Raw genomic sequence first — 12951 nt, 5'->3', positions numbered from 1 at the left:
GGGCGGCGCTCCGGCTCGCCGACACCGCGTACACGCTGAACATCGTCATCGCGTCGGAGGCGGCGCCCGAGAAGACCCGGCGCTACCTCCTCGGCGGCAACGTCGACGGGGCGCTCGTCGTCTCGCACCACAGCGGCGACCACTCCTACGCCCGGCTCGGCACGAGCCTCCCCGTGGTCTTCGGCGGCCGGCCGCTCAGCGACGAGGGCCAGGGCGGCTACTTCGTCGACGTCGACAACATCGCCTCGGCGCGCGAGATCACCGAGCACCTCCTCGGCCTGGGCCGGCGCGAGCCCGCGATGATCGCGAGCCGTCAGGACTGCCCGCCGCCGTCGACCGCCTGCTCGGCTGGCGCGACGCGGTGCGCGAGGCCGGGCTCGACGACTCCCGCGTCGAGATCGGCGACTACTCGCCCGCCGACGGAGCCGCGGCGATGCACCTTCTGCTCGACTCCGGCCGCCCGATCGACGCGGTCTTCGCCTCCAACGACCAGATGGCGGCGGGAGCGCTGGGCGCCCTGCGCGAGCGCGGTTTCTCGGTGCCCGGCGACGTGGCGCTCGCCGGCTTCGACGGCGACTACTTCGCGCAGGCGGCCGACCCGCCCATCACCACGATGCGCCAGCCCTCGACCGAGCTCGGCTCGACGATGGCCGAGGTGCTGGTGCGGCTGCTCGCCGGCGAGACGGTCGAGCGCGTGACGATCATGCCGACGGAGCTGCTGGTCCGCGGGTCGACGGTCGCGGGGGCCTGAGCCTCTCGTTGATCGAGTAGCTCGCGGAGCGGGCGTATCGAGATCCGCGTGTCCCGGGGTCTCGATACGCGCCCGCGGTGCTCCTCGACCAGCCGGGGGCGGGCGAGTCGTCGCCGGGTGGGGCCTGCCGTCTCCGTGGGCTCCGTTTCGGGCCGACTCAGCGAGCCCTGGTGCGGCGAGTGGTCGCGAACCGGGCGCTGACGGAGGCGCAGGGCCCGATTCGCGCGCGTCTCGCTGATCAAGTAGCCGCACAGTGGCGTAGGGAGATCCGCGGGATCCGGACGCCCGGTCACTCCACCAGCGTGTACACGCTCGACGGAGCGCCCCGTGAGTAGCGGAGCGTCCGCGCCGCGCGGCCCGACGCCACCAGGTGCTCGAGGTAGCGCCGCGCGCTCACCCGTGAGATGCCGACCGCGACGCTGACCTCGGTGGCCGACGCGTCCGCATCCGGACGCAGCGCCCCCTGCACGGAGGCGAGCGTCTCGGTGCTCAGCCCCTTCGGCAGCGCCTGCGTCCGCGCGCCCGAGGTGAAGAGCACGTCGATCTCGTCCTGGTGCAGCCCCGCCGCCCTCGAACAACCGCCGGTCGTGCGCCACCTCGTCCAGCCGGTTCCGCAGCGCCGTCGCGCTGAACGGCTTCACCAGGTAGTGGTGCACGCCGGCCGCCCGCGCCGCGCGCACGCTCTCCACATCCCGCACCGCCGTGACCGCGATGAAGTCGGGCTGCGGCCCCGCCGTCGCCCGCACCGCGCGCAGCACGTCGAGCCCCGAGAAGCCGGGCAGGTGGAAGTCGAGCAGCACCACGTCGGGGTGGTGCGCCTGGATCGCGGCGACCGCCGACGGTCCGTCTCCCGCCACCTCCCGCACCTCGAAGCCCGGATGCGCGGCGACGAAGCGCTCGTGCAGGGCGGCGATGGCGGAGTCGTCGTCGACGATGACGACCGACAGCGGGGTGGTCACGACACCCCCACGGCCACGGGCGGGAGGTGCAGGCGGGCGGTGAGGACGCGCCCCTCCCCACTCCGACGCCCCGGCCGCGACCGCGCCCCCCGGTTGCGCTGCGCGACCCGGCGCACGAGCGCGAGGCCGATGCCGCGGCCGTGCACGCGCACCCCGGAATCGCGGCCGCCCTTGGACGACACGCCCTCCTCGAAGACCTGCTCGCGCTGCTCCGGCGGGATCCCCACTTCGTCGTCATCGACCTCGATCACGAGGTCTCCGTCGTCGATCGAGAACTGCACGCGCACGCGGTGCCCGGCCGAGCAGGCCTCGAGGGCGTTGTCGACGAGGTTGCCGACCACGGTGACGACGTCGTCGCGCAGGGTCGAGGGCAGGCGTCCGGCGAGGGACTCGGCCTCGGGAGTCGCGGAGACGGCGAGGTCGATCCGCAGCTCGCGCGCGTGGGCGCTCTTGACCATCAGCAGCGCCGTGAGCTCCGGATCCTCCATCAGCATCTCGGGGGCGATGGCACCGCCGACTCCGAGCGGCCCACCGCTGCCGAGCCGCGCGATGAACGCGCGCGCCTCGTCGACGCAGTCGAGCTCCAGCAGCCCGGAGACGACGTGCATGGTGTTCGCGAACTCGTGGGCCTGGGCGCGCAGGCCGGCGGCGAGCGACTGCGCGCCGTCGGTGTCCTGCATCAGCTGGTGCAGCTCGGTGTGGTCGCGGAGCAGGAGAGTCGCGCCGACCGTGCGATCCCCGCGGCGGGTGCCGGTGCCGCGCGCGATCAGGATCCGCTCGCCCGCGAGGACCAGCCGGCCCTCGCGCTCGCCCGACTCGAGCACCTCGAGCAGCGACGGCTCGAGCACGTCGCGCGCCAGCGGGAGGAGGCTGGGTCGGATCCGGGACCAGCCCAGCAGCGCGGTCGCCGCGTCGTTGACCAGCACGATCCGCCCGCTCGCGTCGACCGTCACCACGCCCTCCGAGAGCCGGTGCAGCATCGTCTCCTGCTGCGTCACGAGCGACGCGATCTCCTCGGGCTCGAGGCGGAAGATCCGGCGGCGGATGATCGCGGTGACCCAGGCCGCCCCGAAGATCCCGAGCACCGCGGCGCCCGCCATCGCCCAGAGCAGCCAGCTGAGGTGCCCGAGGAAGTCCTTCCGCAGCGCCGACTCGAGGATCCCGACCGAGGCCGTGCCGATCACCTCGCCGTCGGAGCCGAACACCGGCACCTTGACCCGCCACGACTCCCCGAGCGTGCCGGTCTGCGTGCCGACGAAGGTCTGCCCGGCGAGCGGCACCGAAGGGTCGGTCGAGACGCGCTCGCCGATCCGCTCGGTGTCGGGGTGCGAGAACCGCACGCCCGCGCGGTCGGTGACGACCACGTAGGTCACGTCGGACGCCTCGCGGATCACCTCGGCGATCGGCTGGATCACGATCGAGGGGTCCTCGTCGTCGAAGGCCTCGGTGATCGCCGGGAGGTTCGCGACCGAGCGGGCGACTCTCGGTCATGCGGTCGAGGTAGGAGGAGCGCAGCGAGCGCTCCTGCAGGGATCCGGCGACGAGTCCGGTCGCGACGACGGCGACAGCGACGATCAGCGCCTGCAGCAGCAGGAGCTGTACTCGAAGCGACATTGCCCGAACCACCCGCCCATCATGGCGCGCCACGGGACGCTGCGTCGCTCCGGGACCGGATCGAGACCCGCGGGTCGCCGACCAATAGTTACGAAAGCCCGCTCTTAGTTACCGAAGCCGCGGCCGCGGCATCCCTCTCATTAGGTTCTGTCTCGCGCGCCGCAGCGGCGCATCCACCCGATCTCGCACTCGGGAGTTCTCAAAGGAGAGAAAGAACCATGCGATCCAAGCCCTTCCTCGTCGTGCTCGCCGCCTCGACCCTCGCCCTCACCGCCTGCTCATCGGGAGGCACCGAGACCGCCTCGGAGCCCGCCGCCGGCGGTGCCGTCGAGTCGCTCCAGATCATCGTCCCCGCCGACCCGGGCGGCGGCTGGGACCAGACCGGCCGCGCCATGTCGCAGCTGCTGACCGCGGAGGAGCTTCGTCGGCTCGGCCCCCGTCACCAACGTCGGCGGCGCGGGCGGCACCGTCGGCCTCGCGTCCCTCGCCAACGAGAAGGACCCGAACACCCTGATGGTCACCGGCCTGGTGATGGTCGGCGCGGTCGAGACCAACGCCGCCGACGTGCGGATGGAGGACACCACTCCGATCGCCCGCCTCACCGAGGAGTCGCTCGTCGTCGTCGTGCCGGCCGCGTCCGAGTTCGAGACCCTCGAGGACCTCGCCGACGCCATCGTCGACAAGGGCCAGGAGATCACCGTCACCGGCGGCTCCGCGGGCGGCGCCGACCACATCCTCGCGGGCCTGCTGCTCGAGTCGGCCGGCCTGTCGGGCGACGAGATCGCCGAGAAGCTCAACTACATCCCGAACTCGGGCGGTGGCGAGGCCGTCTCGCTGATCCTCGGCAACAACGTGGGCGCCGGCATCTCCGGCGTGGGCGAGTTCCTCGAGCACATCGAGGCCGGCACCATGCGCGCCCTCGCCGTCTCGTCGGCCGAGCCCGTCGAATCGCTGCCGGACGTCGAGACCATGACCGAGGCCGGCTACGACGTGACCCTCACCAACTGGCGCGGCGTGCTCGCCCCTCCGACATCACGGAGGAGGAGACCGCGGCCCTCACGGACCTCGTCACCGAGCTGCACGGCACCGAGGCGTGGACCGAGGAGCTCGCGACCCGCGGCTGGACCGACGCGTTCCTCACCGGCGACGAGTTCGGCGACTTCCTCGAGAGCGACATCACCGAGGTCGGCGCGACGCTGAAGAACATCGGGCTGGTCGACTGATGTCGACCTCCGCTCCTCCGGTGGCCCCGGGACGGGACGCGGCCCGCGCCGACCGGGGCCGCCTGATCGGCGAGCTGGTCTTCGCGGTGCTCGCCGTCGCCCTCGGGATCTTCGTCTTCGTCGGCGCGTTCTCGATCCGCGCTCCCGGCGCCGGCTCGCAGGTCGGCCCGCGGGTCTTCCCGTTCCTGGTCAGCGGCATCCTCACCCTGTCGGCGGTCATGGTGCTGATCGACGTCCTCCGCGGCCGCCTCGGCCCGCAGGAGGAGGGCGAGGACATCGACTCCACCGCCAAGACCGACTGGGTCACCCTCGGCAAGCTCGTCGCCTTCGTCATCGCGCACATCGTCCTCGTCGACCTGATCGGCTGGGCGCTCGCCGCGGCCGTGCTCTTCGGCGGAGTCGCGTGGTCGCTGGGCGCGAGGAAGTGGTGGGTCGCGATCCTCGTGGGTCTGGCGCTGGGCCTGGTCGTGCAGATCGTCTTCGGCGGTCTGCTCGGGCTCTCGCTGCCGCTGGGTCCGCTGCTGGGCTGGCTGCAGCCCGTCCTCGACGCGATCGGAGGCTGACGTGGACAACATCTCGGCACTGCTCGAGGGCTTCGCGATCGCCGCGCAGCCCCAGTACCTGATCTTCGCGTTCCTGGGCGTGCTGGTCGGCACCGCCGTCGGCGTGCTGCCCGGCATCGGCCCGGCCATGACGGTGGCGCTGCTGCTCCCGCTGACCTACACGCTCGACCCCACCGCGGCGCTGATCACCTTCGCCGGCATCTACTACGGCGGCATGTACGGCGGCTCGACCACGAGCATCCTGCTGAACACGCCGGGGGAGTCGGCCTCGATCGTCACCGCGCTCGAGGGCAACAAGATGGCGAAGATGGGGCGCGGAGCCGCGGCCCTCGCCACCGCGGCGCTCGGCTCGTTCGTGGCCGGCACCGTCGCCACGGTGCTGCTCACCCTCCTCGCCCCGACCATCGCGGCCTGGGCCGTGAACCTCGCTCCCGCCGACTACGTGGCGCTGATGGTCATCGCGTTCATCACCGTGGGCGCCCTGCTGGGCTCCTCCGTCTGGCGCGGACTCAGCTCGCTGGGCCTGGGCCTGTTCGTGGGCCTGGTGGGCACCGAGATCCTCTCGGGGCAGCAGCGCTACACGTTCGGCCTGCTGCCGCTGGCCGACGGCATCGACGTGGTGCTCGTGGCGGTCGGCCTCTTCGCGGTCGGCGAGACGCTCTACGTGGCGTCCCGGATGCGGCACGGCGGCATCCAGGTGATCCCCGTGACCCGCGGATGGCGCAGCTGGATGACCCGCGACGACTTCAAGCGCTCGTGGAAGCCGTGGCTGCGCGGCACCGCGATCGGCTTCCCGATCGGCACGATCCTGGCCGGCGGCGCGGATGTGGCGACGTTCCTGTCGTACGCGACCGAGCGCAAGCTCTCGAAGCACAAGCACGAGTTCGGCCGCGGGGCGATCGAGGGCGTGGCCGGTCCGGAGTCGGCGAACAACGCGGCGGCGGCGGGCGTGCTCGTGCCGCTGCTGACCCTGGGCCTGCCGACGACCGCGACCGCCGCGATCATCCTCTCGGCGTTCCAGAGCTACGGCATCCAGCCGGGACCGCAGCTGTTCACGAACCAGCCGGGCCTCGTGTGGGCGCTGATCGCGAGCCTCTACCTCGGCAACGTGATGCTGCTGGTGCTCAACCTGCCGCTGGTGGGCATGTGGGTGAAGCTGCTGCAGATCCCGCGTCCGTACCTCTACGCGGGCATCCTGACCTTCGCGGTGCTGGGCGCGTACGCCGTCAACTTCTCGACGGTCGACATCGTGATCCTGCTGGTCGTCGGAGTGGTGGGCTACTTCCTCCGCCGCTTCGGCTACCCCGTGGCGCCGCTGGTGATCGGGCTGATCCTCGGCCCGATGGCGGAGGCGCAGCTGCGCCGCGCGCTGCAGCTCTCGCAGGGCGACCTCACGGCGCTGGTCACCCGTCCGTTCGCGGCTTTCGCGTACCTCGCGCTGATCGTGATCATCGCGCTCGGCCTCTACCTCCGCTCGCGTCAGAGCCGGATGGAGCGGGCGATCGCCGCGGCGACGGTCGTCGACGAGTCGGTGCAGTCGGCGGTCGACACCGCCTACCGCCCGGGCGAGCGGCCGACCGACATCGACACGACGGGCGTGAACCAGGTGACGGGGACGACCGGGATCCGGACGGTGCCGAAGGAGTCGCGCCGGAAGAAGTAGCCCTCCGCTGGTCGAGCAGCCGCGGAGCGGCGTCCTCGAGACCTGCCCCCACGAGACGTTCCTCGGACCGTCGAGACAGCCCGCAGCAGCGGGACGTCTCGACGGCACGGGGACGTCTCGCTGTCAGTGCGAGGGCTGGAGGGGTGGATCTCGATACCTCGCTGCGCGGCCTACTCGATCAGCAGGGTTCGCCGCGCTGGTCGAGCAGCTGCGCAGGGCCGCCCTCGCTGGTCGAGTAGCGCCGCAGGCGCGTATCGAGACCCACGTCCGACAGAACCTCGACCCCCGCCCCGCACAGGATGCGAACGGTCGCGGAACGGCGCTCGCGGCCCTGGCCGGCCCCATTCAGGGACCACTCGCACCATCAGCGCTCACCGAGTCGACCCGGAACGGGGCCCGCGAAGGCGGCAGACCCCGTCCGGCGACCACTACCTCACGAGGCGCTCCTCTCTCTTCGGTCGAGCAGCCGCGCAGCGGCCCCCGCCCCTCGAGCGGCCGCGCACGGCGATGTGGCCGGGGACTCGCGATCGCGCGGCAGGTCGTCGAGCACGACTCCGGCACCATCGAGCTGCTCGACACCCCGGGCGGCGGGCTGACGGCGCGCTCTCGCGTTGCGGCGGGCGGGGTGGGTCGGGGCCCGCGGCCTCAGCGCCCGCGGCGCGGCGCCGCATCCGCGACGGTGCTCCCGCGCACGACGAGCTGCGGTCGCAGGACCTCGTGGCGGTGCTCGTGTCCGGCCGGGTCCGCGATCTCGTCGAGGAGGAGCTTCGTGGCGGCCGCGCCCATCGCCTCGCCGGGCTGCGCGAGGGTCGTGATCGGGACGATGCTGTCCCAGGCCGACCGGTTGTCGTCGTAGCCGGTCACGGCGATGCCCTCGGGGATCCGGAGATCCGGAGTGGCGAGGAGCGACTGCAGGATCCCGAGGGCCAGCAGGTCGGCGGCCGCGACCACGCCGTCCGGACGCTCACCCCCGCTCCGACCGGCGAGGGCGTGCCCGAACCGGCGGCCGTCCTCGACCTGCACCTCGGCGGTGAGGTCGAGCTCGAGCGAGACGGCGCCGTTCGTCTCGGCGATCGCGCGCTCGACCCCGCGGAGGCGGTCGCGCACCGGCACGGCGATGCCCGGGTCGCCGGCGAACGCGAGGCGGCGCCTGCCCAGGTCGATGAGGTGCCGGGCGGCGAGGTATTCGCCGTGCTCGTCGTCGGCGCTGACCGTGCAGGCGCGCCTCGACGGCGGAGTCGTTGAGGAAGACCAGCCGGCGCCCGGGCGGCAGCTTCGCGACCGCCTCCTCGGCGGTTCCCGGAAGGGGCGCGAGCAGGATCCCCGCCACCTGCTCCTCGACGAACAGGTCGAGGTAGGTGCGCTGCTTCGCCGAGCGCATGTCGGTGTTGCCGAGCACCACGGTCATCCCCGGCCGCCTCGGCGGCGTGTTCGGCCCCGCGGGTCATGTCGAGGAAGAAGGAGTTGCTGAGGTCGATGACCACGAAGCCGACGGTGCTGCTGGTTCCGGCGGCGAGGGCGCGGGCCGCGCGGTTGGGCACGAAGCCGAGCTCGTCGATCGCCTGCTGGACCTTCGCCCGCGTCGACGCCGAGACGAGGGCGGGCCGGTTGAGGACGTTCGAGACGGTGCCCAGCGCCACTCCGGCGCGACGCGCCACGTCCTCCATCCGGGGAGAGCCCTGCCGAGCGGGTGGGAGCCCGGTCATGGCGGTCCTCCGTCCTGCTGCGCGCCGCCGCCGCGGCGGCGCAGTCACGGTACCAGGGCCGGGCGCGACGACGGCCCCGGAGGATCTCCGGGGCCGTCGTCGCTCGAGGTCGCCTAGGGGATGCGGACGGTCGTCGACGTCGACGCGTCGACCGAGCCGCCGACCGACACGGTGTAGGTGCCGCGCGAGGCGACCCAGGAATCGCTCGTCGCGTCCCAGTACTGCAGGAGGCGGAGGTCCGCGACGTCCTTGGCCGACAGCGAGACCGTCACCGTCTTCGACTGCCCGGGCTCCAGCGCCACGCGCTCCCAGCCGACGAGCAGCTGCGCGCGGCTCCCCGGTCGCGGCCGGCAGGGTGAGGTACGCCTGGGCGACCTCGGTGCCGGCGCGGTCGCCGCTGTTCGTGACGCGGAACGAGATGTCGATGCCGATGTCCTTGATGCCGTACTTCGCCTTCTTGTCGAAGGTGATCTTCGGCGACACCTTCGCCTTCGCGTAGTCGAAGCTCGTGTACGAGAGGCCGTGCCCGAACGCGAAGAGCGGATCGATGCCCTGGGACTCGTACCACTTGTAGCCGACCGCGAGACCCTCCGAGAACTCGACCTGGCGGACCTCCTGGCTGCCCTCGGGCCGCACGGTCGAACCGTCGGCGAAGACGCCGGGGTACCGCTCGGGCGACGTGCTGGTCGGGGTGTCGGCCAGCGACTTCGGGAACGTCATCGGCAGCTTGCCCGAGGGGTTCACGTCGCCGAAGAGGAGGCCGGCGAGAGCCGGTCCGACCTGCTCGCCGCCGTACCAGGCCTCGAAGACGCCCGAGACGCTGTCGATCCAGGGCATCTCGACGGCGCTGCCGGTGTTGAGGACCACGATCGTCGAGTCATTGGCGGAGGCCACCGTCTCGATCAGCTCGTCGCCCGCTCCGGCGAGGCGGAGGTCGGGGAGGTCGCTGAACTCGCCCATCCGCTGGTAGCCGAAGACGATCGCGACATCGGCCGCGGCGGCATCGGCGGCGGCGCTCGCCGGGTCGGTGCCGGGGTTGAAGACGACGGACGCGCCGGCCGCGGCCGCACGCTCGCGGATCGCGGTCTCGGGGACACGAGGTCCTCGCAGTTCAGCGTGCTCTGCGTTGTTGAAGCGCCAGGCCATGCTGCAGACCGAGGCGGCACTCGACTCCGTCGGTGACGGTGCTGGACGCCGTGGCGCCGATCACGGCGATCGTCGCGCCCGGTGCGACGGCGAGCGGGAGCGCACCGTCGTTCTTCAGCAGCACCGTCGCCCTGCTCCGCGAGCTCGCGGGCGATCGCCTTGTGCTCGGCGGTCGAGGCGTCCGCCACCGGAGTGGTCGGCACCGGGTTGTCGAAGAGCCCGGCCCGGACGTAGGACGAGATCACCCGCTTCGCGGCGTCGTCGATGTGCTTCTGGCTGATCTCACCCGCTGCGAGAGCCGCGTCGAGCAGGGCGGGCGTGTAGAACTTCGGCCGGTTGAGCTCCTGGTCGAGGCCGTTCACGAGCGAGGCGGCGGTCGAGTGGACCGCTCCGAAGTCCGAGACCACGTAGCCGTCGAACCCGAGGTCGCCCTTGAGGTTCGTGTTCAGCAGCGGGTTCTCGCAGGCGTAGACGCCGTTGATCCGGTTGTACGAGCACATGACGCTCTCGGACTGCTCTTGCTGAGCGCGATCTCGAAGGGCAGTTCGTAGACCTGCTTCAGCGTGCGCTCGTCGATGTTCGACGAGCTGGTCTGCCGGTCGAGCTCCTGCTCGTTGGCGACGTAGTGCTTGAGGTCGGACATCACCGGCTTGTCGGGGTTCCCGTCCTCGAGGCCGTTGACGGTGGCCGCGGTCAGCAGGCCGGTGAGGAGCGGATCCTCGCCGAAGTACTCGGGAGTGCGACCGGACAACGGGGTCCGGCCGCTCGCGAGACCCGGGCCGAGGACCGCGTTCTTCCCTTGTCGAACGCCTCGGCGCCCTGTGCGGCGCCCTTCTGCTCAGCCAGTGCCGTGTTCCAGGTCGAGGCGACCGAGATCGGCGCGGGGAACGCAGTGACGCCCTCGGTGAAGCGGACGCCGTCCGGGCCGTCGGTGTACGTCACGAGCGGGGTGCACGGCAGCTGAGCCGGGTAGAGGACGCCCTGGAAGTCGGTCTGCTGCGGGCTGTTCGCCGGCTGCTCCACGAGCCAGCGGTACTTCTGGTGCTGCGTGCTCGCGGCGAGGAGGGCGTCGGCGCGCTGCTCCGGCGTCTTCGCCGCGTCCATCCAGGCGACCGTCGAGCAGTCGGCGGCGGCCGCGGGGGCGGGAGTGGCACCTCCGAGAGCGGGTGCGGTCAAGGCGAGAGCAGTGGCCGCGACGACGGCCCACCGTCCTCGTCGGGTCGTCGGGGAGTCCTTCTTCAGATGCATGTGCTGGTCCTCGTCGTTGAGTCGGTGAAGACTGAAGCGCTTCAACCTGTGGGAACACTAAGGAGCGGAGGGGCGGGAGTCAATGCCCTGCCGGTGCGGGATCGGCCCCGGCCGGTCGAATGTGTCGAGAACCACCCCCAGGAGACGTCCTCGGACCGTCGAGACAGCCCGCAGCGGCGGGACGTCTCGACGGCACGGGGACGTCTCGTCGTCAGGGTGCAGGGGAGTCCGGGAGTGCGCGAAGGGCCTCGCGGATGACGGCGTCGTACTGCTCCCGGTCGAAGGTCACGGTCCGGACCCGACCGATGCCGGGCCTCCAGCCTGTGAACTCGTACGTCGCACCGAACCCGGCTCGCCGAGCCAGGCGGGCGAGCGCGGTGGAGGGAGGAGGCAGTGGCCGGTCGGTCTCCACCTCCCACTGCGCGTTCCTCCACTGGACGGTGCGCTCGCTCCGCACGAGCTCGGCGCCGTAGAGGACTCCACAGCTCGCATCGCCGCACGACGCACAGCACGCCACGGCGATGCGTCCGGGCAGCATGGACCCCTCGACCGACGGCTCTTCGCCCAGCAGCGAGAGGAGGAAGGCGGGCCACTCGGCCCACGGCGCCGAGTAGATGCCCGGGGGCTCGGCGGATCCGCGTCGTCCGCGAAGGCACCCACCGGACGTCCATCGAGGGTCAGGTCGGGTTGCGGGGTCAAGTTCGCGGCGACGATCCCCAGCACCGTGAATTCGCTCATCCGGTCATCGTGGCACGAGCGATCGCTCGCTCATCGTGTGCGACGGAGGACTCCTGGGTGCCCGATCTCTCGGAGGAGTCGACCACCGGCGTCCGCGCCCGCCGGTCAGCTCGTCTCGGTCGCTGTGATCGAGAGTCGCGGGATCTCGCTGATCGACCAGTCGGGCTCGTCTACCGGTTCCGGCGCCGTCACGACCTTGTCGAACATGCGGGTGAGAGGACCGAGGTCCAACTGGTCGGAGCCTGCGCGCGCCGCGGCGTGGTTCTCCTCACCGTGGACGGCGGGCACGGCACGGGGACGTCTCTCCGTCAGTGGGTCCGATGGGAGGGGGTCACGCCTCGGCGCCGCGTCCTGCCGTCTCGCGACGGGATCGTGCCGGAGAGGAGACTCCCGTGCGGACTCGGTGCCCCGTCGCCGTCGACTCGACCGTGAACTGCCCTGTCGCCCGGACGAGTTCCGACAGCTTCGCGTAGCCCCAGTTGCGGGAGTCGAAGTCCGATCGCCACTTGCGCAGGAGCTGCCCCACGGCGCTGAGGCTCGCCCATCCGTCCTCGGACGACGCGGTGCTCACGCTGTTCCGGAGCCCCTCGATGAGACGCGGGTCGTCTCGGGGTGACGACGTCACCGGCCGCTCCGGTATCGAGGCGACGGCGGTCACATCGCCGTCCATGACCTCGAGGACCTCGAGGTAGGTGAACTGGTCGCAGGCGTTGCGGAAGGACGTCGGCGTCTTGCGCTCCCCGAATCCGTAGACGGTGATCCCCTGCTCGCGGATCCGGGACGCGAGTCGGGTGAAGTCGCTGTCCGACGAGACGATGCAGAACCCCTGGAAGCGGCCCGTGTAGAGCAGGTCCATCGCGTCGATGATGAGCGCGCTGTCCGTCGAGTTCTTGCCCTTGGTGTGCGCGAACTGCTGCATGGGCTGGATGACGTGCTCGCTCGCCGCGGTCTTCCAGCTGGTGAGCTGCGTGCTCGTCCAGTCGCCGTAGACCCTCTTCACCGAGGCCGTGCCGAAGCGAGCGACCTCCGCGAGGACGGCTCCGATCCGGGACGGAGGGACGTTGTCGGCGTCGACGAGGACGGCGAGCAGATCGCTGGGGGTGCTCATGCCCCGAGCCTGGCAGGTCGTCTGACGGCGATCCGACCCCCCTTCCGGCGCTGGCGGGGATCGGTGGGGGGATTCGATACGGCCGCTGCGCGGCCTACTCGATCAGCAGGGGCGATCGGGCTCGGGAGTGGATCCCTGCTGGTCGAGCAGCCGCGCGTCGGCCGCGTCGCTGGTCGAGTGGCTGAGCAGCGGCACCCCTTGCTGATCGAGCGCGCGCAGCGGCGCCCCTTGC

At 71.7% G+C, this 12951-nt stretch carries 11 protein-coding genes and 6 pseudogenes; 4 read left to right on the top strand and 13 right to left on the bottom strand.

Going from position 1 to position 12951, the window contains the following annotated elements:
- Positions 1 to 361: 361 nt before the first annotated feature.
- A pseudogene (locus tag AC0CII_RS15260) lies at positions 362 to 676 on the top strand (substrate-binding domain-containing protein); the annotation flags it as partial.
- Here the strand turns inward: AC0CII_RS15260 and AC0CII_RS15255 are convergent.
- The 3 genes and pseudogenes from AC0CII_RS15255 to AC0CII_RS15245 form a co-directional block, all read right to left on the bottom strand.
- The gene (locus AC0CII_RS15255) at positions 577 to 1710 is read right to left on the bottom strand and encodes a response regulator (protein ID WP_465229945.1); all 1134 of its coding nucleotides are present in this window, start codon (positions 1708 to 1710) and stop codon (positions 577 to 579) included. The pseudogene AC0CII_RS15260 and the gene AC0CII_RS15255 overlap by 100 nt on opposite strands.
- Positions 1707 to 2390, bottom strand: coding sequence for a sensor histidine kinase (locus AC0CII_RS15250; protein ID WP_465230942.1), 684 nt, complete (start codon positions 2388 to 2390; stop codon positions 1707 to 1709). The genes AC0CII_RS15255 and AC0CII_RS15250 overlap by 4 nt, the downstream gene beginning before the upstream one ends.
- Positions 2391 to 2483: 93 nt before the next feature.
- Positions 2484 to 3182, bottom strand: a pseudogene (locus AC0CII_RS15245) (PAS domain-containing protein); the annotation flags it as partial.
- A 640-nt stretch (positions 3183 to 3822) separates the two neighbouring features.
- Between AC0CII_RS15245 and AC0CII_RS15240 the strand changes: the two are divergent.
- The 3 genes and pseudogenes from AC0CII_RS15240 to AC0CII_RS15230 form a co-directional block, all read left to right on the top strand.
- Positions 3823 to 4524 (top strand): annotated as a pseudogene (locus tag AC0CII_RS15240) (Bug family tripartite tricarboxylate transporter substrate binding protein); the annotation flags it as partial.
- Positions 4525 to 4546: 22 nt separating this feature from the next.
- Entirely contained in the window at positions 4547 to 5110 is a 564-nt protein-coding gene (locus AC0CII_RS15235; protein ID WP_465229944.1) for a tripartite tricarboxylate transporter TctB family protein, read from the top strand.
- A 1-nt stretch (position 5111) separates the two neighbouring features.
- Positions 5112 to 6773: a tripartite tricarboxylate transporter permease gene (locus AC0CII_RS15230; RefSeq protein ID WP_465229943.1), complete on the top strand. Its 1662-nt coding sequence runs from the start codon at positions 5112 to 5114 to the stop codon at positions 6771 to 6773.
- A gap of 645 nt (positions 6774 to 7418) precedes the next feature.
- Here AC0CII_RS15230 and AC0CII_RS15225 read toward each other — a convergent pair.
- From AC0CII_RS15225 to AC0CII_RS15180, 10 genes and pseudogenes are all read right to left on the bottom strand, one after another.
- The gene (locus AC0CII_RS15225; RefSeq protein WP_465230941.1) at positions 7419 to 7892 is read right to left on the bottom strand and encodes a substrate-binding domain-containing protein; all 474 of its coding nucleotides are present in this window, start codon (positions 7890 to 7892) and stop codon (positions 7419 to 7421) included.
- A 425-nt stretch (positions 7893 to 8317) separates the two neighbouring features.
- Positions 8318 to 8440: pseudogene (locus AC0CII_RS15220) on the bottom strand (LacI family DNA-binding transcriptional regulator); the annotation flags it as partial.
- A gap of 152 nt (positions 8441 to 8592) precedes the next feature.
- On the bottom strand, positions 8593 to 8781 hold the full coding sequence (locus tag AC0CII_RS15215; protein ID WP_465230940.1) for a fibronectin type III-like domain-contianing protein: 189 nt from the start codon (positions 8779 to 8781) through the stop codon (positions 8593 to 8595).
- 328 nt (positions 8782 to 9109) lie between these two features.
- Positions 9110 to 9625, bottom strand: a pseudogene (locus tag AC0CII_RS15210) (glycoside hydrolase family 3 protein); the annotation flags it as partial.
- Between the two features lie 296 nt (positions 9626 to 9921).
- Positions 9922 to 10125, bottom strand: a pseudogene (locus AC0CII_RS15205) (hypothetical protein); the annotation flags it as partial.
- The gene (locus AC0CII_RS15200; RefSeq protein WP_465229942.1) at positions 10071 to 10376 is read right to left on the bottom strand and encodes a hypothetical protein; all 306 of its coding nucleotides are present in this window, start codon (positions 10374 to 10376) and stop codon (positions 10071 to 10073) included. The pseudogene AC0CII_RS15205 and the gene AC0CII_RS15200, both read right to left, overlap by 55 nt.
- Positions 10319 to 10873 carry a hypothetical protein gene (locus AC0CII_RS15195; RefSeq protein ID WP_465229941.1) on the bottom strand — a complete coding sequence of 185 codons (555 nt, stop codon included), beginning with the start codon at positions 10871 to 10873 and terminating at the stop codon, positions 10319 to 10321. Before AC0CII_RS15195 ends, AC0CII_RS15200 begins: the two co-directional genes overlap by 58 nt.
- A gap of 211 nt (positions 10874 to 11084) precedes the next feature.
- Positions 11085 to 11411 (bottom strand): hypothetical protein, encoded by a 327-nt coding sequence (locus tag AC0CII_RS15190; RefSeq protein ID WP_465229940.1) that lies wholly within the window; start codon positions 11409 to 11411, stop codon positions 11085 to 11087.
- 305 nt (positions 11412 to 11716) lie between these two features.
- The gene (locus AC0CII_RS15185; RefSeq protein WP_465227206.1) at positions 11717 to 11899 is read right to left on the bottom strand and encodes a hypothetical protein; all 183 of its coding nucleotides are present in this window, start codon (positions 11897 to 11899) and stop codon (positions 11717 to 11719) included.
- Positions 11900 to 11942: 43 nt separating this feature from the next.
- A complete protein-coding gene (locus AC0CII_RS15180; protein WP_465229939.1) occupies positions 11943 to 12719 on the bottom strand; it encodes an NYN domain-containing protein in 777 nt (258 codons plus the stop codon).
- Positions 12720 to 12951: the final 232 nt, after the last annotated feature.

It is taken from the genome of Rathayibacter sp. AC182 (assembly GCF_979253875.1).
This window is presented reverse-complemented; position numbering and strand designations above follow the sequence as displayed.